This window comes from Enterobacter cloacae complex sp. P16RS2 (genome assembly GCF_014982155.1).
In the GTDB taxonomy this organism is placed as follows: domain Bacteria; phylum Pseudomonadota; class Gammaproteobacteria; order Enterobacterales; family Enterobacteriaceae; genus Enterobacter; species Enterobacter cloacae_M.
Genome location: NZ_JADCKW010000014.1, coordinates 265289 through 283917, shown reverse-complemented (window position 1 = coordinate 283917; position 18629 = coordinate 265289). Strand labels below are relative to the sequence as shown.

Genomic DNA, 18629 nt, shown 5'->3' with positions numbered 1-18629 from the left:
AAGTAGTAAGCCGGTGCATAAATCCGGTGGTTACAGCAGTCTTCGGTGGAGCGGTAGTTCAGTCGGTTAGAATACCTGCCTGTCACGCAGGGGGTCGCGGGTTCGAGTCCCGTCCGTTCCGCCACTTATTAAAAGCCCTGAGCTCACGCTCAGGGCTTTTTTCTTATCTAACGTTTAATTGTTGCGAAATTAGCAAAAATCCTCTGCGTTTTGCGCTCTTTTTCTCTATAACAACGCCAGCGATAATCTTCCTCAGTTTACGAACATAATGATTGAGGAATAGTATGACTCTCCCTGCATTTGGTCTGGGCACTTTCCGCCTGAAAGACGACGTTGTTATCGCATCGGTTAAAACCGCACTCGAACTGGGTTATCGTGCAGTTGATACGGCACAGATCTATGAAAACGAAGCTGCCGTTGGACAAGCTCTCGAAGAGAGTGGTGTACCGCGTAACGAACTGTTTATCACCACGAAAATCTGGATTGAGAATCTCAGCAAAGATAAGCTGATCCCTAGCCTGAAAGAGAGCCTGAAAAAACTGCGTACTGACTACGTAGATCTGACCCTTATCCACTGGCCATCACCGAATGATACCGTCTCAGTAGAAGAATTCATGCAGGCGCTGCTGGAAGCGAAAAAGCAGGGCTTAACCCGCGAAATTGGGATCTCCAACTTCACCATTCCGCTGATGGAAAAAGCCATTGCCGCTGTTGGCGCAGAAAATATTGCGACCAACCAGATTGAGCTGTCTCCATACCTGCAAAACCGCACAGTCGTGGACTGGGCAAAACAGCACGGGATCCACATCACCTCATACATGACGCTGGCCTACGGTAAAGCGCTGAAAGATGAAGTGATTACGCGTATCGCAGAGAAACATAACGCCACTGCTGCGCAGGTGATTCTGGCATGGGCAATGGGTGAAGGTTATGCCGTGATCCCATCTTCAACTAAGCGTGAAAACCTGGCCAGTAACCTTTTAGCAACGGATCTTCAGCTGGATGCTGACGATAAAAAAGCGATCGCAGCACTGGAGTGCAACGATCGCCTGGTCAGCCCGGAAGGTTTAGCCCCAAACTGGGATTAAGATTGACCCGCCCTCTGTAACCTGAACCCTCACACAGCTCCTCCGGGAGCTGTTTTTATATGTTCACTCAGGAAGTCAATAAAGGCACGAATGCGCGTGCTTACCGCTCTGTCACTGTAATACACTGCGCTAAAAGGCATTTCGACCGGCAGACGTCTGTCGGCCATCAGCTCCACCAGTTCACCTCGCGCTATCTCCTTATCAATCATATAGTCTGATAAACAGGCGATCCCGTTCCCTTCCAGGCACAGCTGTTTCAGCGTCTCTCCGCTGTTTGACGATAATCCGCAGGTAATTTCATAAAGTTGACCATCATGACAGGCAACAGGCCAGGTGTTCAGCGACACCGGCTCCGTAAAGCCCAGGCACAGATGCTGCTTCAATTCTTCAACCGTCTCCGGTTTACCATGTTCAGCAATATACTGTGGCGACGCGATAATTTTACGGTAGCTGGCAAACAGAGGGCGGGCACGCAAGCTTGAATCGGTCAGCGTCCCCGCCCGAATAGCCACATCCACTTTACGCTCGATGAGGTTAATAAACGTCTCTGAGGAGACGAGAGAAAGCGTCATCTCCGGATAGCGTTCGCGGAAAGGCTTGATCAGCGGCATCAGAAAGTGAAGCACCACCGGCGTGGCCGCATCAATGCGCAGCAATCCACGCGGCGTGCTGCGGGTCTCCATAATCTCCGTCTCCGCTGCGGCCATCTCCTGCAGTACCGACTGCACGCGGCGGAAGTAACGCTCACCTTCTTCCGTCAGGCTCAGCTGCCGCGTCGTACGGTTGAGCAGACTCACTCCAAGCTTCATCTCCAGTTTTTTTACCGAACGGCTGATGGCCGAATTAGCCTGTCCCAGCTGTTCGGCCGCGCGGCTAAAGCTGCCGCTTTCAACGACGGCGACAAAGATTGTCAGCTCTTCCGAAGTTGCTTTCATTTTTGCACCACCTGCAAAATTCTATTGAGATTTTGACCATTTTTGTTATTTAAGCACTGGCGCATACTGCCTGTCATCTTAATCCTGATGATACGGAGTATTTTATGCCACTGGCGCTACTTGCCCTGACGATCAGTGCCTTTGCAATCGGCACGACCGAATTTGTTATCGTGGGCCTGGTTCCCACTATTGCTAACCAGCTTGCGATCTCGTTGCCCTCTGCGGGGTTGCTGGTATCAATCTACGCCCTGGGCGTCGCCGTCGGGGCGCCAGTGCTGACCGCACTGACCGGGCGTTTTCCGCGTAAGCAGCTGTTAGTCGCGCTGATGGTGCTGTTCACCGCCGGCAACATTCTGGCCTGGCAGGCGCCGGACTACACCACGCTGGTGATAGCCCGTCTGTTGACCGGCCTTGCACACGGCGTGTTCTTCTCAATTGGTTCCACCATTGCAACCAGCCTGGTGCCCAAAGAGAAAGCGGCTTCAGCCATTGCGATCATGTTTGGTGGGCTGACCGTCGCACTCGTTACGGGCGTACCGCTGGGAACGTTTATCGGACAACACTTCGGCTGGCGTGAAACGTTTCTGGCCGTCTCCTTGCTGGGCGTCATCGCTCTGGTGACCAGCCTGCTGCTGGTACCGTCGAATATTCCAGGCCGGGCAAGCGCCAGCCTGCGCGATCAGCTGAAGGTGCTCACGCATCCGCGTTTGCTGATTATCTACGCGGTAACTGCGCTGGGCTATGGTGGTGTGTTCACCGCTTTCACCTTCCTGGCGCCGATGATGCAGGACCTGGCGGGCTTTTCGCCCAATGCCGTGAGCTGGATTTTGCTGGGATACGGTATTTCCGTTGCCATTGGCAATATCTGGGGCGGCAAGCTTGCGGATAAGCATGGTGCGGTACCGGCACTGAAATTCATCTTCGCCGCCCTGGTTGTTCTGCTGATGATTTTCCAGTTCACGGCTTCGGCACACTACGCCGCGCTGATCACTGTGCTGGTCATGGGGATCTTTGCCTTTGGTAATGTCCCCGGGCTTCAGGTTTACGTTGTCCAGAAAGCTGAGCTCTATACGCCAAATGCGGTGGATGTGGCGTCCGGGCTGAACATTGCCGCATTTAATATTGGCATCGCGCTGGGCTCCATCATTGGTGGGCAAACCGTAGCGCATGTTGGATTAGCCCAGACCCCGTGGATTGGCGCGGTGATTGTCCTGGTGGCCTTCCTGCTGATTGGCCTGAGTGGACGTCTCGATAAGCCAGCCCGGGTGGCGCTGGGGTAACATCAGTAAGTGCTTGCTTACAAAACTGGAAAGCGGTTTCTCAGAAATTGCGTTGAAAGTATGACCTAAAGTCCCTATAACATTAGAATCAGTCCGTTTTCCGGGCTGGTTCATGTTACAGAGGCTGTTTCCAAAAGTGCGAAAAAATACCTATGCCATGCGTTATGTTGCCGGAATGCCCGCGGAGAGGATCTTGCCTCCGGGGTCATTTGCGAGCATAAGCCAGGCATTACCCGCCGGCACACCGTTAAGCAGCGATGAGAAAATCCGTGTACTGGTGTGGAATATCTTTAAGCAGCAGCGTGCCGAATGGTTATCGGTGCTCAAGAATTTTGGAAAAGATGCCCATCTGGTTCTGCTTCAGGAGGCACAAACCACCCCTGAACTGGTACGCTTTGCCACCACGAACTATCTTGCCGCCGACCAGGTGCCAGCGTTTGTCCTGCCGCAACACCCCTCAGGTGTGATGACGCTTTCAGCAGCACATCCGGTCTATTGCTGTCCGCTGCGTGAACGTGAACCTATCCTGCGTCTGGCAAAATCGGCGCTGGTGACGGTCTATCCGCTGCCGGATACCCGAATGCTGATGGTTGTGAATATCCATGCGGTAAATTTCAGTCTGGGCGTGGATGTCTACAGTAAGCAGCTACTTCCGATCGGCGATCAGATTGCCCATCACAGCGGGCCCATCATTATGGCCGGCGATTTCAATGCCTGGAGCCGTCCGCGCATGAATGCGCTGTATCGCTTTGCGCGCGAAATGTCGCTGCGTGAAGTTCGTTTTAGCGATGACCAGCGTAAAAAAGCCTTTGGTCGTCCTCTCGATTTTGTCTTCTATCGTGGTTTGAGCGTGCACGATGCCTCGGTTCTGGTGACGCGCGCCTCGGATCATAATCCTCTACTAGTCGAATTCAGTCCCGGCAAACCTGATAAATAATGGTGTGTCAGGTCTGCCGTGGGGCAGGCCTGCGCGGGTGCTGCCCTTTATTTTTCACTCACAAAGGACAGTATGATGACAACAACACGCTCCCATCATGACAATGTAGAAAAACAGTTTGGTTCTCAGGCAAGTGCCTATCTGAGTAGCGCCGTGCATGCTTCTGGCCGCGATCTGGTGCGTCTCGGTGAACGTCTGGCGGCGTTCCCGCAGGCGCACGTGCTGGATTTAGGCTGCGGGGCAGGGCATGCCAGCTTTACGGCTGCGCAGCAGGTCGCTCACGTTACCGCGTATGACTTATCCAGCCAGATGCTGGACGTTGTTGCCGGTGCGGCGAAAGCGAAGGGACTGGACAACATCGATACGCAACAGGGCTATGCCGAATCCTTACCGTTCGATGATGAGTCGTTTGAGGTGGTTATCAGCCGTTACTCCGCGCACCACTGGCACGATGTCGGCCAGGCATTGCGCGAGGTCAAACGTGTTCTGAAGCCGGGTGGCATCTTCATTATTATGGATGTGATGTCCCCTGGACATCCGGTGCGCAATATCTGGCTGCAGACGGTCGAAGCGCTGCGCGATACCTCACACGTGCAAAACTATGCCAGCGGAGAGTGGTTGTCGCTTATCACTGAAGCGGGGCTGATCGCGCGCGCGTTGATTACAGACCGCTTACCGCTGGAGTTCAGCTCCTGGATAGCCCGTATGCGTACCCCGGAGGCGTTAAGCCAGGCAATTAGGCTTTACCAGGAGAGTGCGTCCGCAGAGGTGAAGGCGTACTTTGAACTGCAGGCGGATGGCTCATTTACGAGCGATACCATCATGGCTGAAGCGCAAAAAGCGGGATAAACAAAAAAGGCACCGAGGGGAATCGGTGCCTTTTTATCTTTCGATCGTGTTATCAGGAGTCTGGCGTGGCGCTGTTCTTCACAAACAGCGTCAGCTGGTCACCCGGTTTCAGATTGTCAGTATCATTATTCCAGCGCATCACATCTTTGATGTTCACGCCGTGTCGTTTTGCGATACTGGACAGTGAATCGCCTTTGCGCACGCGATAGGTGATGCTATCGCTGTTGCTGGCGAGACGCTGTGCGCTGTTACCTGCACCCACCGTCAGTGTCTGACCCACCTTCAGCCCAGAGCTGCGCAGGTTATTCCACTGCTGCAGATCTTTCGCCGTCACGCCAAGACGTGACGCAATGCCCGAAAGCGTATCACCTGAACGAACCTTATAGCTGCGGCTGTTAACTGATGATGCATCCGCGATCAGCGTTGACTGAACGGCGGCGATTTCACCAGAAGCTAAAGACTCGCGTAACTGCTCGGCATGTTTCTGCGGAACCATTACATACTGCGGGCCACTTGCCCCCAGGGTTGAGCCTTTAACGCCAGCATTAAAGGTTTTCAATTTACTTACCGACATACCCGTCATATCAGCAACCTGTTGAATATCAACCGGATTGCTGAGGCGAACACGCGCCAGTGCACGACTTTCGTCTGGTGTTGGCAGTTGTACACCGTAACGCTTGCTGTTCTTGAGAATATCGCTCAATGCCAGCATTTTCGGTACGTAAATCTTTGTTTCCTGTGGCAGTGAGAGCGACCAAAAATCGGTGGATTTACCCCGTGCTTTATTCGCTTTCATTGCCTTCAGTACACGACCTTCGCCACTATTATACGCTGCGACCGTTAACAGCCAGTCGCCGTCAAACATCTTGTTCAGACGTTGCATCATATCGAGAGCGGCTGTCGTTGAAGCGACAACATCGCGACGCGCATCATAGTTGCGGGTCTGTTTCAGACCATAGTTTCGCCCGGTGCTCGGAATGATCTGCCAAATGCCTGCGGCATTGGCGCCAGACGTCGCGTGTGGGTCAAAAGCGCTCTCCACTATGGGTAGGAGTACCAGCTCCATAGGCATGTTACGTTTCTTAACTTGCCCGGCTATCCAGTACATATACGGCTCTGCCCGTAACGTTACATCGTGGAGATAGCTCTTATTACTTAAATACTTCTGTTTCTGTTCGCGAATCCGGGGATTTTCCGGAATTCCCATCTTTAGCTCGTCGCCAATAGAGGTCCACAAGTCTTGATCCTGCGCGTAAGATGTTCCATCGTCCATCCATCGCGCCGAACTTGCAAACTTCCCTGCTTCCCCTTGACCAGCCGCAGAAAGGCTCTGTGCGTGCTGTTGTACGTTGCTGCCGTTTTGCGACTGGCAACCTACAAGCAGGACAGAGGCGAGTAATATCGCTTTTGCCTTCATGTGTGTGTCAATAGTTGCTTAAAAGACGAGCGATGATAACGGCGAAATTTTGAAAAGGCAACCCGCAATTATCTGAAGTTATCTTTCTTTGACCTTAACCATGCAAATCGCTGTTCTGGTTGTTGCAAATTTGTTTCTTGGTTAATTTTGTTAATTAAATCAATATCATTTGTTCGTAAAAATAAATTAATTTGGCGCTCGTTTTTCAGAATTACGGGGAGTGTTTTTTGGTTTTTTGCACGTAACTCCTTCACTTTGTGATAATAATCCTGAATCGCTCGATCCTCGGGTAAGAGACTCACGGCAAACTTCATATTTCCTAATGTATACTCATGAGCGCAACAAATGAGTGTCTCATCGGGTAGCGCGTTAATCTTCTGTAAAGACTGATACATTTGAGCTGGCGTACCTTCAAACAGTCTTCCGCAGCCTCCGGAGAACAGCGTATCGCCGCAAAAAAGATAAGGCTTACTGTAGAAACACAGATGTCCCAAAGTGTGACCTGGTGTAGCAAATACGGAAAACTCCCACTCGCGTATGAGGATATTTTCGCCTTCTTCGACTACATGCGTGATTCCCTTATCTTGTGCCTCTGCCGGTCCGTAAACCACAAGATGCGGAAAATGGGCGCGCAGTTCAGGCACGCCGCCAGTGTGATCGTTATGATGATGCGTTAACAAAACGGCTTCTGGCTGCCAGCCGTTCTCTTTTATGGCGTGCAGAACAGGGGCAGACTCTCCGGGATCGACAATGACGCATCGGCGATCGTCGTCAACCAAAACCCAGATGTAATTGTCCTGAAACGCTGGAATACTGATAAGATTCATACATTACCTCTTAGAGCGTGGCGGATGTTTTGATGAAACCGGCAAGGATACCTCAGACTGTCGCAGCACCGGAACGTTGGGCGGAATTGCCCTGGGGTGAATACTATCGCGAAGCGTTAGAACAGCAGCTGAAGCCCTGGCTCGCGAAAATGTATGGCTTTCACCTGCTTAAGATTGGCAATCTCAGCGCGGAAATCAATACCGAAAGCTGCGCTATCTCGCATCAGGTTAACGTCTCTCTCGGCGGATCGCCGGTTCAGGTGAAGGCAGACCCGCTGCATCTGCCGTTTGCGGAAAAATCCGTCGATGCGTGTTTGCTCGCACATACGCTACCCTGGTGCAGCGATCCGCATCGTCTGCTTCGCGAAGCCGATCGCGTGCTGATTGATGACGGCTGGCTGGTACTTAGCGGATTCAATCCGCTAAGCCTGATGGGCCTGCGTAAGTTAGTACCAGTGCTGCGCCGGACTCCACCTTACAACAGCCGGATGTTCACCATGATGCGCCAGCTCGACTGGCTTTCATTGCTGAACTTTGAAGTGCTTTGCTATGGTGGTTTTCAGGTGCTGCCCTGGGCGCGGCAGGGGGGCGTGGTACTGAGCACCCATCTCCCCGCATTGGGCTGTTTGCAGTTTATCGTTGCGCGTAAGCGAACTATTCCCCTTACGCTTAACCCCATGAAGCAGAGCAAGTCGAAAACGCCCATTCGCCAGACCGTCGGCGCCACGCGGCAGTACAAAAAAACCGATTAGGCGTCGGGCTGATAACCCGCATCTTCATGTGCGGGATTGGATGCAGCAGCACGCGCCAGTTCGTCGCAGCGTTCGTTTTCCGGATGGCCTGCGTGGCCTTTAACCCACTCCCACTTAATCTGGTGCTGGCCCAGCGCAGCATCAAGACGTTTCCAGAGATCGACGTTCTTGACCGGCTTCTTATCGGCGGTTTTCCAGCCGCGTTTTTTCCAGTTATGGATCCACTGGGTGATCCCCTGACGCACGTACTGACTGTCGGTGCTTAACACCACGTCACAATGTTCTTTTAACGCCTCCAGCGCCACGATGGCCGCCATCAACTCCATCCGGTTGTTGGTGGTCAGAAAATAGCCTTCGCTAAAGGTTTTTTCGTGCTGGCGATAGCGCATAATCGCGCCGTAGCCGCCGGGCCCTGGGTTACCGAGACAAGATCCATCGGTGAAAATTTCTACCTGTTTACGCATCTCTGGTAGACTTCCTGTATTCGAAACGTTCAGTTAAACGATAAGTCTGACATAAATGACCGCTATGAGCACTGCAATTACTCGCCAGATTGTCCTCGATACCGAAACCACCGGTATGAACCAGATCGGCGCGCACTACGAAGGGCATAAGATCATCGAGATCGGCGCCGTTGAAGTGGTGAACCGTCGTCTTACGGGGAACAACTTCCACGTCTACCTCAAACCCGATCGGCTGGTGGATCCTGAAGCGTTCGGCGTTCACGGTATTGCCGATGAGTTCTTGCTGGATAAGCCGACTTTTGCGGATGTCGCTGACGAGTTCCTGGAATATATCAAGGGCGCCGAGCTTGTCATCCATAACGCATCGTTCGATATCGGCTTTATGGATTATGAATTCAGCAAGCTTAATCGTGATATTCCGAAGACGAACACCTTCTGTAAGGTGACTGACAGCCTGGCGCTGGCAAGGAAGATGTTCCCCGGCAAGCGTAACAGCCTTGATGCACTCTGCTCGCGCTATGAGATAGACAACACCAAGCGAACGCTTCACGGGGCGTTGCTCGATGCCCAGATCCTGGCCGATGTCTATCTGACGATGACCGGCGGGCAGACGTCAATGAAGTTCAGTATGGAAAATGAATCCCAGCAGACGCAAGGCGAAGCGGGCATTCAGCGTGTTGTTCGTCAGGCCAGTCGCTTGCGGGTTGTTTTAGCCAGTGATGAAGAGCTTCTTAACCACGAATCCCGGCTTGATCTGGTACAGAAGAAGGGCGGCAGCTGTATGTGGCGCGCCTGAAAAAACGCCTGAATGCCTGTAAAATCATCGTTTGGGCGATTTTTGCAGCAAACGATTCAAAACGTGAGAAAAAGCGTTGACGAGATCGGAGGCGCACCGTAATATGCGCCTCGTTCCCCAAACGGGAACAGTGGAGCGGTAGTTCAGTCGGTTAGAATACCTGCCTGTCACGCAGGGGGTCGCGGGTTCGAGTCCCGTCCGTTCCGCCACTATTCAGAAGGCCTGAATCAGAAATGATTCAGGCCTTCGTCGTTTCAGCCTTCTGTAATCTCATCCTCTCACTTATTGTTAACATAAAGTTAATATACATGGTGCAATTTATTAACAATTGCACAGGTGTAGTGCATTATTTGCACTATGGTTGTGCATTTCTCCATCGATCTTCTCCTCGCACCTCGTTCAGAATGTTTCTTTCTGTAAAAATAATTCACGCAGAATCATTTGGTTAACTCCTGCTTTCCAAAAATATGCCGAACCAATTAATTATTGGTTTGGTTATTGCTTAATCATTAGCACGATAAGCTTCATTCCATATCAATAACTTATCGTTAATAAAAATAAAGCAATGATGAAAGCGAGCGAACCAATATGGAAAAACCGTCACGGTTTCTGGCAAATTCCAGCACCGCGCTTGAGCAGCTGCGCGGGCTTATCAACCAGCATGAGTCAACACCAGGCATACCGCTGCCCACGGAACGTGAGCTGTCGGACACTCTCGGCGTAGGACGACGCGAAGTGCGTCGTGCGCTGGACGTGCTGGAAGAAGAGGGCCGCATCTGGCGTAAGCAGGGCAAAGGGACCTTTATTGGCCCGGCGGCACCTGTTGAACCGCTGGCCCTTCAGGGATTGGTTCAGCAGACCAACCTTCTGGAAGTGATGGAAGCTCGTCTACAGCTCGAACCCGGCTTAGCCCGGCTTGCGGCACTGCGTGCCACCAGGGAAAACCTCGCGCTCATGCAGCGTATGCTGGAACGCATCGACAAGGTCAGCCCGGATGACCGCGATCTCAACGAACTCTGGGACAGCGCCTTTCACCGGGCAATTGCCGAGGCGGCGGGCAACCGTCTGATGCTCGGCCTGTTTGATGCCATTGATGCCGTTCGGCGCGAACCGGGCTGGCAGCATCTGCGCGAATTAGCCCGCACGCCCGAACGTGTCGACAGCTATAACGACCACCACCATAAGATCATGTCTGCGATTATCCATCGCCAGCCTAATGAAGCCGCGGCCGCCATGCGCGAACACCTGCTCAGCCTGCAAACCGCCCTGATTCAGGCGATCCACCTTGAGGACGACTTCACGCCATGACGACAATACCCTTTAAGGACGCCACGCCCGTATTGCGGGTGCAAAACCTCAACGTTACGTTTGCTGGCTCGCCGGCTAGCGTGCTTGATGGTATCTCGCTGAGCGTCAGGGCGGGCGAAACGCTGGCGCTGGTGGGAGAGTCCGGCTGCGGGAAAAGTATCACCTCACTGGCGCTGATGGGGTTACTGCCCGCCAGCGCGCAGATTGTCAGCGGCGAGATGCAGTTTCGCCGCCACGATCTGCGAAAGCTCTCGCCGCGGGAATATGCCGACCTGCGCGGCAGCGAGCTGGCGATGATTTTCCAGGAGCCGATGACCTCGCTCAATCCGGCGTTTACGCTGGGGGATCAGCTTAGCGAAGCGGTTATGCGGCACCAGAACGTCTCGCGCGCAGAGGCGATGAAGGTCGCGCTGCAGATCCTCGAGAAGGTACAGATCCCGGCGGCAGAGATGCGCCTGAAAGCATATCCCCACCAGCTTTCCGGCGGCATGCGCCAGCGGGTGATGATTGCGATGGCGCTGATTAACCATCCCAAACTGCTGATTGCCGACGAGCCCACCACTGCGCTCGACGTCACCATCCAGGCGCAAATCCTCGCCTTGCTCAACGCCTTAAAAGAGGAAACCGGCACGGCGGTGCTGATGATCACCCACGATTTAGGCGTCGTAGCAGAAGTCGCCCAGCAGGTAGCGGTGATGTATGCCGGACAGGTGGTGGAGCAGGGGAGCGTGGAGGCCATCTTTGCCGACCCGCAGCATCCGTACACCATCGGCCTGATGGGCTCGATTCCTTCACTTGGCGCACGCAAGGGCCAGCTCTCCACCATTCCCGGATCGGTCCCGCTCCCGGAATCCATGCCGAAAGGCTGCCGTTTTGCCACCCGCTGTCCGTTTGCGCAGTCCCGCTGCCATGCTGAAAAACCGCAGCTCACCGCGCTCGGCGCGGGCCATCAGGTCGCCTGCTTCCGCGTACCGCTCGAACAGCACATTGCCCTGGGAGAAATCGCATGACCACGCCCATTCTTGAAGCCCGTGACCTCAGCAAGCTTTTCCCCGGCCCCAAAAAACTCTTTACCCCGGCACGGTTTGTCACCGCGATCGATCGCGTTTCGCTTGCCGTGATGCCGGGCGAAACGCTGGCGATCGTCGGCGAGTCCGGCTCCGGGAAATCTACCCTCGGTCGTCTGCTGTTGCGCCTGCTGGCCGCCAGCGAAGGGCGCGTGTTTTACCAGGGGGAAGAGATCACCGACGCCTCCGGTGCCCGCCTGAACCAGCTCCGGCGCGAGCTGCAGATTATCTTCCAGGATCCCTTCGCCTCGCTCAACCCGCGCATGACGGTGGAGCAGATCGTCGGGGAGCCGCTGTGGCTGCATCAGAACATGAAAAAAGCGGATCGCCAGTACCGCGTTGCCGAGCTGCTCAAAACCGTTGGCCTGCCTGCCGCCTGGGCCGGGCGCTATCCGCACGAGTTTTCCGGCGGGCAGCGCCAGCGTATCGGCATTGCGCGCGCGCTGGCCTCGGGACCGAAGCTGCTGCTGGGGGACGAGCCGGTATCCGCGCTGGACGTCTCCGTTCAGGCGCAGGTGGTCAACCTGCTGGAAAGCCTGAAGCACCAGCTGGGGCTGACGATGGTGATTGTCGCCCACGGCCTTGCGGTGATCCGCCATATGAGCGACCGCGTGGCGGTCATGTATCTCGGGCAAATAGTCGAGCTTGCCACCGTCGACGAGATTTTTGACGCGCCGCTGCACCCCTATACGCAGGCATTGATCGCCTCGGTACCGCAGATGCAGCCGGGCGTTGAACGCGACGCGCCGCTGCTGCAGGGGGATCTGCCCAACCCGGCCAGCCCGCCGTCCGGCTGCCGTTTCCACACCCGCTGCCCGTACGTCACCGATGAATGCCGCCAGGTTGAGCCGATCAATCAGGCGCTCGACGGCGGACGTCAGGTTGCCTGCCACCGCTGGCAGGAGATCAACCGCGATCGCAGCGTTATTCAGATCGCACCGCCATCCGCCGCCTTTCTGCGCCGCCGCGCGCTGTTTGAACACGCGGCCACTCACTCGTCTCTTCCTTCAAGGAACTCATGATAATGACAATGCGTAATTCTCTTTTGACCGTACTGGGAAGTGTTATGTTGCTTGGCGCGGCGCTGCCCGCCCATTCTGAAAGCGTGCTGCGGATCGGCCTGGGCCCTGACCCGGACATGCTCGACCCGCATCTGGCGCGCACCTACTATGGCCGCTTCGTCTTTGCCTCCCTGTGCGACAGGCTGGTGGACGTAGATGAAAATCTGAAGGTTGTCCCCGGCCTGGCTAAAGACTGGGCGTGGAGTGACGACGGTAAAACCCTGACGCTCAATCTGCGCGAAGGCGTCACCTTCCACGACGGTGAGAAATTCGATGCCGCCGCCGCAAAATACAACCTCGACCGCGCCCTGACCTTAAAAGGCTCTCTGCGTAAAAGCGAGATCTCTTCCGTTGAATCGGTCGAGGTCACCGGCCCGATGCAGATTGCGCTGCACCTGAAGACCCCCGATGCCGCTCTGCTGATGCAGCTCACCGACCGCGCGGGCGCGATGATGGCCCCCGAGGCGGCCAAAAAGCCTGACTTTGCCGCCCACCCGGTCTGCTCCGGCCCGTATAAATTCGACAGCCGCGTGTCCCAGGACCGCATCGTGCTGACCCGCTTCGACAACTACTGGAACAAAGGCGCCTACCACTTCGACAAAATCATTTATCTGCCGATCCCGGATGCCTCCGTGCGCCTCGCGAACCTGCGCGCGGGCGATCTCGACCTGACCGAAGGCATCGCCGCCAGCGACGTTAAAACCGTCGAAGCCGACAGCAAGCTGGCGCTGGCGAAGGTAACCGGCCTGGGCTATCAGGGCATCACCTTCAACATCAACAACGGCAAGGTGCCGACCAACGATCCGTTCAAGGACGCCCGCGTGCGCGAGGCGTTTTCTCAGGCCATCGACCGCGATGCGTTAAATCAGGTGGTCTTTGAAGGGCTCTATACCCCGGCCAACCAGGCGTTTTCCCCGGTCAGCCCGTATCACGTTAACCTGCCGGTCCCGCCGCGTGACGTCGACAAAGCCAAAGCGCTGCTGAAGGCGGCAGGCGTCACCGCGCCGCTGACCGTCAACCTGCTGGTGCCGAACAACCCAACCTCACAGCAGGTGGGCCAGGTGCTGCAGGCGATGGTCGCCGAGGCCGGATTTAACCTGAACCTGCAGATGACCGAATTCGCCACGCTGCTCGATCGCCAGCAGAGCGGTGACTATCAGCTGAGCTTCTCAGGCTGGTCGGGACGCCCGGATCCGGACGGCAGCATCTACGGCTTTATCAACAGCAAAGGCACCCTTAACGACGGTCGCTACAGCAACGCGCAGGTCGATGAGTGGCTGACCCAGGCGCGCCAGAGCACCGACCAGGCCGCACGCCAGCCGCTGTACGACAAGGTGGTGAAGCAACTGCAAAGCGACATGCCGATTGCCTACCTCTACTTCGAGCCGCGCATTTTCGGTCTGAACAAAAGCGTGCAGGGCTTTAAGCCGTACCCGGACGGCATCGTGCGTCTGGCGGGTTTGACGCTGGCGAAATAAAGGTCCTGAGGAGAACCCATGCTGGAACTGATTTGCAAACGTCTGCTGCTGGCTATACCAACCCTGCTGCTGGTGGGCATGATGGTCTTCGGTCTGCAAAAGCTGCTGCCCGGCGACCCGCTAATCGCCATGGCCGGGGAGGAGCGCGACCCGGCGGTCATCGCCCAGCTGCGCGCGGAGCTGAACCTCGATGCGCCGATCCCCGTGCAGTATTTCCACTGGCTGACGCGGGCGCTGCAGGGCGATCTGGGCGTCTCCTTACGCACGCACGAACCGGTGACGCAGCTGATTGCCAGCAAGCTGCCGGTCACGCTGGAGCTGTCCCTGCTGGCGATGATTATCGCGCTGGTGTTTGGCATCAGCATGGGGATCCTCGCGGCGGTGAACAAAAACAGCTGGGTCGATCACGGGGCGAACTTCGTAGCGATCTCGGGGATCTCGATCCCGCACTTCTGGCTGGGGATCCTGCTGATTCTGGTCTTTTCGGTGAATCTGCAGTGGCTGCCCGCATCCGGTTACGTGCCGTTCAGTGAAGATCCGCTTCAGAACCTGCGCACGCTGCTGCTGCCCGCGGCCGTGCTCGGAACCGGCCTCGCGGCGACGCTGATGCGTCATACCCGCGCCTCAATGATTGCGGTGCTGAAGGCGGATTATATCCGCACCGCGCGCGCTAAGGGGCTGCTACCGAAGGCGGTGATCCTGAAGCACGCGTTTCGCAACGCGCTGGTACCGGTCATCACCCTCATCACGCTGCTGTTCGGCGAGCTGCTGGGCGGCGCGGTGCTGACCGAGCAGGTCTTCACCATTCCGGGGTTCGGCAAGATGATCGTCGACTCGGTATTTAACCGTGACTACGCGGTGGTGCAGGGCGTGGTGCTGATCGTGGCGATCGGCTTCCTGATGCTCAACCTGCTGGCCGACGTGCTCTACGTCCTTATCAACCCGAAAATGCGAGGTTAACCATGGCGGAACTGACGACGCAAACCGTAGCCCCCGCGCTGCCGCGCGCGCAAAACCGGGTGCTGAAGAAATTCCTCGCCAACAAAAGCGCGGTGATTGGCGCGGTGGTGGTGGGCTTCTTTGTGCTGGTGGCGCTGCTGGCGCCGTGGATCGCCCCGTTCGACCCGGTCAAAGCTAACTTCCTGGCGGTGCGCAAAGCGCCGTCGGCGATGTACTGGTTCGGCACCGACGAGCTGGGGCGCGACATTTTATCCCGCATAATCTGGGGAGCTCGCACCTCGCTGATGGCGGGCTGTATGTCGGTCGTTATCGCGGTGGTCATCGGCGTGCCGCTGGGTCTGGTGGCGGGTTACTTCCAGAAGATGTGGGACGGAGTGATCTCGCGGTTTATTGAGGCGCTGCTGGCCTGTCCGTTTCTGATCATGGCGATCGCGCTGGGGGCGTTTTTGGGCCCGAGCCTGACCAACGCGATGATTGCCATCGGTCTTTCGGCGATGCCGATCTTCGCTCGCCTGACGCGCGGCCAGGTGATCGCCATTCGCAACGAAGAGTACATCGACGGCGCGCGGGCGATTGGCCTGCCGGATCGCTGGATCATCATCAAATACGTCCTGCCCAACGTGATGTCGCCGATCCTGGTGCAGGCCACGCTGGCGATTGCCTCGGCGATTATCGCCGAAGCCAGCCTGTCGTTTTTAGGGCTGGGGCAGCAGCCGCCCAATCCGTCATGGGGCTCCATGCTCAACACTGCGAAAGGGTTTCTGGAGCAGGCGCCGTGGATGTCCGTTTTCCCCGGCGTGGCGATTTTCCTTGCCGTGCAGGGCTTTAATTTACTCGGCGACGGGCTGCGCGACGCGCTCGATCCGCGCCACGACTAAGGAGTCATGATGACCAAAGCGCTTGATTTTACGTCCGGTTACGCTTCACGCCGCCCGCCAATGATGGGCCGTAACGCCGTCGCCACGTCGCAGCCGCTGGCGGCACAGGCGGGAATGAAAATGCTGCAGCTGGGCGGCAACGCCGTGGATGCGGCGATTGCCACCGCGATGGCGCTGACGGTGGTTGAGCCGACCGGCAACGGGATCGGCAGCGACGCCTTTGCCATCGTCTGGGACGGTGAAAAGCTGCACGGCCTGAACGCGTCCGGTCGTTCGCCTGCAAGCTGGCATGCGGATCTGTTTGCCGGTAAAACCGCGGTGCCGGAAATTGGCTGGGACGCGGTGACCGTGCCGGGTGCGGTATCCGGCTGGGTTGCGCTGGCGGAACGCTTCGGCACGCTGCCGCTGACCACGCTGGCGCAGCCCGCCATTGACTACGCGCGCAACGGTTTCCCGGTCTCCCCGCTGATCGGCCATCTCTGGCAGCGCGGCTATAGCAAGCTGAAAGATCAGCCGGGTTTTAGCGCCTGCTTCGCGCCGGAAGGCCGCGCCCCGCGCGTGGGGGAAATCTTCCGTAATCCGGCGCAGGCGAACTCGCTGGAGCTGATTGCCCGCACCAACGGTGAAGCCTTTTACCGCGGCGAGCTGGCGCAAAAAATTGCCGCTTTCGCTAAAGAACACGGCGCACACCTGACGGCTGAAGATCTGGCAAACCACCGCGTGGACTGGGTAGAGCTGCTGTCGCGCGACTTCGCGGGCGGTTCGGTGCAGGAATTGCCGCCAAACGGCCAGGGGATCGCCACGCTGATTGCGCTCGGCATTCTGGAGCAGTGCGGCATTGAGAAGCATCATCCGGATTCTGTGCAGTCCCTGCACCTGTCTATTGAGGCGATGAAGCTGGCGCTGGCGGATCTCGACCGCTACGTGGCGGATGAAGACCATATGGCGTTCGCGGCGAAAGAGCTGCTGAGCGACCATTATCTGAAGTCGCGCGCGGCGCTTATCAATCACGAGCACGCCTCTGATTTTGTCTACGGTTCCCCGACCCAGAGCGGCACGGTCTACATCAGCACCGCCGACGCCAGCGGGATGATGGTCTCGTTTATTCAGTCCAACTACATGGGCTTCGGTTCAGGCATCGTGGTGCCGGATACGGGGATCAGCCTGCAAAACCGGGGCTGCGGTTTTGTGCTGGATCCCAATCACCCGAACGCGCTGGCGGGCAGCAAGCGACCGTTCCACACCATCATTCCGGGCTTTGCGATGGACGGCAACGGCCAGCCGCTGATGTCCTTCGGCGTGATGGGCGGCCCGATGCAGGCGCAGGGGCACATGCAGATGGCGCTGCGCATTATGCTGCACGGGCAAAACCCACAGGCGGCAATCGATGCCCCGCGCTGGCGCGTAGTGCAGGGCAGGGAGGTGATCGTTGAATCGACCTTCGATCGCAATACTATCGCCGCGCTGCGCGAGCGGGGGCATCAGATCGTGGTGGAAGATCCGCTTCAGGATTACAACTTCGGCGGGGCGCAGGTGATTTATCGCCTGCCGGAAGGACACTACGTGGCCGCGACGGAAAGCCGCAAAGACGGGCAGGCGCTGGTGAGTTAATGTTTTATCCTCCCTCTCCCGTTGGGAGAGGGGCGGGGTGAGGGGAAAATTTCACCCAATGCTAAACGGATCCGCATCCTGCCAGGCCGGAAACTTCTCGCGGTACTCCTGCAGCGCCGTCAGCGACAGTTCCGCATCAATGCGCGTCGCCTGATGCGGCTCGGCGGTGGCAATGATCTCGCCCTGAGGATTCACCACCCGGCTGTCGCCGCGGTAGTGATGCCCGTTGCCGTCGGTTCCCACGCGGTTACAGCCCACCACGTACGCCTGATTCTCAATCGCGCGCGCAACCAGCAGCGACTGCCAGTGCAGGGAGCGCGGTGCAGGCCAGTTGGCAACATAAAGCGCCAGGTCGTAATCATTGCGGTTGCGCGACCACACCGGGAAGCGCAGGTCGTAGCAGACCAGCGGCAGAATACGCCAGCCGCGCCACTCGAACACCACGCGCTCGTGACCCGCTTCATAGTGATGATGCTCATCCGCCATGCGGAACAGGTGGCGTTTATCGTAAAAATGCACTTTCCCTTCCGGCTCCACCAGCAGGAAGCGGTTCACCGGCCCGCGATCCGTTTGCAGGGCGGCGCTCCCGGCGATCAGCGCGTTGGTCTGCTGCGCTTTGGCATGCATCCAGGCGACCACCTCATCCTGCGGCATTGACTGTTGTGCTGCTTCCATGGCGAAGCCGGTTGTGAACATCTCCGGCAGGACAATCACATCACGCCCGGTAATCTCTTCCAGTTGACGATCAAAGTGGCGCAGGTTGGCGGGGCCATCCATCCACACTAAAGGTTGCTGCAAAATCGAAATCTTCAAACCAGGCACGATACAGACTCCTCAAAAGACCGCTTTTTGACACTGTAGCACGTCATTACGAGAAAATGTGGCAATAAAAAACCCCGCGCGAGGCGGGGTTTGTATAAG

At 56.7% G+C, this 18629-nt stretch carries 18 protein-coding genes and 2 tRNA genes; 15 read left to right on the top strand and 5 right to left on the bottom strand.

What is annotated here, in order from left to right; genetic code table 11:
• Positions 1-47: 47 nt before the first annotated feature.
• Positions 48-124: transfer RNA gene (locus INF68_RS11170), tRNA-Asp, on the top strand.
• A 160-nt stretch (positions 125-284) separates the two neighbouring features.
• The gene (gene dkgB / locus INF68_RS11165; RefSeq protein WP_109846604.1) at positions 285-1088 is read left to right on the top strand and encodes a 2,5-didehydrogluconate reductase DkgB; all 804 of its coding nucleotides are present in this window, start codon (positions 285-287) and stop codon (positions 1086-1088) included.
• Positions 1089-1117: 29 nt separating this feature from the next.
• Here dkgB and yafC read toward each other — a convergent pair whose 3' ends face one another.
• Complete coding sequence (gene yafC / locus INF68_RS11160; RefSeq protein WP_109846603.1) at positions 1118-2023, bottom strand: DNA-binding transcriptional regulator YafC; 906 nt, start codon at positions 2021-2023, stop codon at positions 1118-1120.
• A gap of 104 nt (positions 2024-2127) precedes the next feature.
• On the opposite strand from yafC, the gene INF68_RS11155 reads away from it, so the two are divergent.
• The 3 genes from INF68_RS11155 (at position 2128) to INF68_RS11145 (ending at position 5089) form a co-directional block, all read left to right on the top strand.
• Positions 2128-3303 (top strand): MFS transporter, encoded by a 1176-nt coding sequence (locus tag INF68_RS11155; protein WP_109846602.1) that lies wholly within the window; start codon positions 2128-2130, stop codon positions 3301-3303.
• A 136-nt stretch (positions 3304-3439) separates the two neighbouring features.
• Positions 3440-4240, top strand: coding sequence for an endonuclease/exonuclease/phosphatase family protein (locus INF68_RS11150; RefSeq protein ID WP_024909448.1), 801 nt, complete (start codon positions 3440-3442; stop codon positions 4238-4240).
• 75 nt (positions 4241-4315) lie between these two features.
• Positions 4316-5089, top strand: a complete 774-nt coding sequence (locus tag INF68_RS11145; RefSeq protein ID WP_109846601.1) for a class I SAM-dependent methyltransferase — start codon at positions 4316-4318, stop codon at positions 5087-5089.
• A 52-nt stretch (positions 5090-5141) separates the two neighbouring features.
• On the opposite strand, the gene mltD is transcribed toward INF68_RS11145, so the two are convergent.
• Positions 5142-6506: a murein transglycosylase D gene (gene mltD / locus INF68_RS11140; protein ID WP_109846600.1), complete on the bottom strand. Its 1365-nt coding sequence runs from the start codon at positions 6504-6506 to the stop codon at positions 5142-5144.
• 68 nt (positions 6507-6574) lie between these two features.
• Positions 6575-7333, bottom strand: coding sequence for a hydroxyacylglutathione hydrolase (gene gloB, locus INF68_RS11135; RefSeq protein WP_126786071.1), 759 nt, complete (start codon positions 7331-7333; stop codon positions 6575-6577).
• Positions 7334-7365: 32 nt separating this feature from the next.
• Here gloB and INF68_RS11130 point away from each other — a divergent pair, with 32 nt between their 5' ends.
• Positions 7366-8085 carry a class I SAM-dependent methyltransferase gene (locus INF68_RS11130; RefSeq protein WP_023310484.1) on the top strand — a complete coding sequence of 240 codons (720 nt, stop codon included), beginning with the start codon at positions 7366-7368 and terminating at the stop codon, positions 8083-8085.
• On the opposite strand, the gene rnhA is transcribed toward INF68_RS11130, so the two are convergent.
• Positions 8082-8549, bottom strand: a complete 468-nt coding sequence (rnhA, locus tag INF68_RS11125; protein WP_023310485.1) for a ribonuclease HI — start codon at positions 8547-8549, stop codon at positions 8082-8084. The two genes, INF68_RS11130 and rnhA, sit on opposite strands and share 4 nt — an antisense overlap.
• Before the next feature lie 64 nt (positions 8550-8613).
• Between rnhA and dnaQ the strand changes: the two genes are divergently transcribed.
• The 9 genes from dnaQ to INF68_RS11080 all read left to right on the top strand — a co-directional run bounded on the left by dnaQ (position 8614) and on the right by INF68_RS11080 (position 17708).
• Positions 8614-9345 carry a DNA polymerase III subunit epsilon gene (gene dnaQ / locus INF68_RS11120; protein ID WP_029739690.1) on the top strand — a complete coding sequence of 244 codons (732 nt, stop codon included), beginning with the start codon at positions 8614-8616 and terminating at the stop codon, positions 9343-9345.
• A 132-nt stretch (positions 9346-9477) separates the two neighbouring features.
• Positions 9478-9554 (top strand) — tRNA-Asp (locus tag INF68_RS11115).
• Positions 9555-9933: 379 nt separating this feature from the next.
• Complete coding sequence (locus INF68_RS11110) at positions 9934-10653, top strand: FadR/GntR family transcriptional regulator (protein WP_023334601.1); 720 nt, start codon at positions 9934-9936, stop codon at positions 10651-10653.
• A complete protein-coding gene (locus INF68_RS11105; RefSeq protein ID WP_126786069.1) occupies positions 10650-11663 on the top strand; it encodes an ABC transporter ATP-binding protein in 1014 nt (337 codons plus the stop codon). The genes INF68_RS11110 and INF68_RS11105 overlap by 4 nt, the downstream gene beginning before the upstream one ends.
• Positions 11660-12742 carry an ABC transporter ATP-binding protein gene (locus tag INF68_RS11100; protein ID WP_126786068.1) on the top strand — a complete coding sequence of 361 codons (1083 nt, stop codon included), beginning with the start codon at positions 11660-11662 and terminating at the stop codon, positions 12740-12742. The genes INF68_RS11105 and INF68_RS11100 overlap by 4 nt, the downstream gene beginning before the upstream one ends.
• Before the next feature lie 2 nt (positions 12743-12744).
• Positions 12745-14259: an ABC transporter substrate-binding protein gene (locus tag INF68_RS11095; RefSeq protein WP_193525319.1), complete on the top strand. Its 1515-nt coding sequence runs from the start codon at positions 12745-12747 to the stop codon at positions 14257-14259.
• A gap of 18 nt (positions 14260-14277) precedes the next feature.
• Entirely contained in the window at positions 14278-15219 is a 942-nt protein-coding gene (locus INF68_RS11090) for an ABC transporter permease (RefSeq protein ID WP_193525318.1), read from the top strand.
• Between the two features lie 2 nt (positions 15220-15221).
• Complete coding sequence (locus tag INF68_RS11085) at positions 15222-16097, top strand: ABC transporter permease (RefSeq protein ID WP_048957588.1); 876 nt, start codon at positions 15222-15224, stop codon at positions 16095-16097.
• 9 nt (positions 16098-16106) lie between these two features.
• Positions 16107-17708 carry a gamma-glutamyltransferase family protein gene (locus INF68_RS11080; RefSeq protein ID WP_126786076.1) on the top strand — a complete coding sequence of 534 codons (1602 nt, stop codon included), beginning with the start codon at positions 16107-16109 and terminating at the stop codon, positions 17706-17708.
• A gap of 51 nt (positions 17709-17759) precedes the next feature.
• Here INF68_RS11080 and INF68_RS11075 read toward each other — a convergent pair whose 3' ends face one another.
• Positions 17760-18530, bottom strand: a complete 771-nt coding sequence (locus tag INF68_RS11075) for an amidohydrolase (protein WP_039263863.1) — start codon at positions 18528-18530, stop codon at positions 17760-17762.
• Between the last annotated feature and the right edge of the window lie 99 nt (positions 18531-18629).

Bases quoted from the DNA above. Each gene is read 5' to 3' on its own strand.
- dkgB (WP_109846604.1), top strand. From the start codon at position 285: ATGACTCTCCCTGCATTTGGTCTGGGCACTTTCCGCCTGAAAGACGAC.
- yafC (WP_109846603.1), bottom strand. From the start codon at position 2,023: ATGAAAGCAACTTCGGAAGAGCTGACAATCTTTGTCGCCGTCGTTGAA.
- INF68_RS11155 (WP_109846602.1), top strand. From the start codon at position 2,128: ATGCCACTGGCGCTACTTGCCCTGACGATCAGTGCCTTTGCAATCGGC.
- INF68_RS11145 (WP_109846601.1), top strand. From the start codon at position 4,316: ATGACAACAACACGCTCCCATCATGACAATGTAGAAAAACAGTTTGGT.
- mltD (WP_109846600.1), bottom strand. From the start codon at position 6,506: ATGAAGGCAAAAGCGATATTACTCGCCTCTGTCCTGCTTGTAGGTTGC.
- gloB (WP_126786071.1), bottom strand. From the start codon at position 7,333: ATGAATCTTATCAGTATTCCAGCGTTTCAGGACAATTACATCTGGGTT.
- INF68_RS11130 (WP_023310484.1), top strand. From the start codon at position 7,366: ATGAAACCGGCAAGGATACCTCAGACTGTCGCAGCACCGGAACGTTGG.
- rnhA (WP_023310485.1), bottom strand. From the start codon at position 8,549: ATGCGTAAACAGGTAGAAATTTTCACCGATGGATCTTGTCTCGGTAAC.
- dnaQ (WP_029739690.1), top strand. From the start codon at position 8,614: ATGAGCACTGCAATTACTCGCCAGATTGTCCTCGATACCGAAACCACC.
- INF68_RS11110 (WP_023334601.1), top strand. From the start codon at position 9,934: ATGGAAAAACCGTCACGGTTTCTGGCAAATTCCAGCACCGCGCTTGAG.
- INF68_RS11105 (WP_126786069.1), top strand. From the start codon at position 10,650: ATGACGACAATACCCTTTAAGGACGCCACGCCCGTATTGCGGGTGCAA.
- INF68_RS11100 (WP_126786068.1), top strand. From the start codon at position 11,660: ATGACCACGCCCATTCTTGAAGCCCGTGACCTCAGCAAGCTTTTCCCC.
- INF68_RS11095 (WP_193525319.1), top strand. From the start codon at position 12,745: ATGACAATGCGTAATTCTCTTTTGACCGTACTGGGAAGTGTTATGTTG.
- INF68_RS11090 (WP_193525318.1), top strand. From the start codon at position 14,278: ATGCTGGAACTGATTTGCAAACGTCTGCTGCTGGCTATACCAACCCTG.
- INF68_RS11085 (WP_048957588.1), top strand. From the start codon at position 15,222: ATGGCGGAACTGACGACGCAAACCGTAGCCCCCGCGCTGCCGCGCGCG.
- INF68_RS11080 (WP_126786076.1), top strand. From the start codon at position 16,107: ATGACCAAAGCGCTTGATTTTACGTCCGGTTACGCTTCACGCCGCCCG.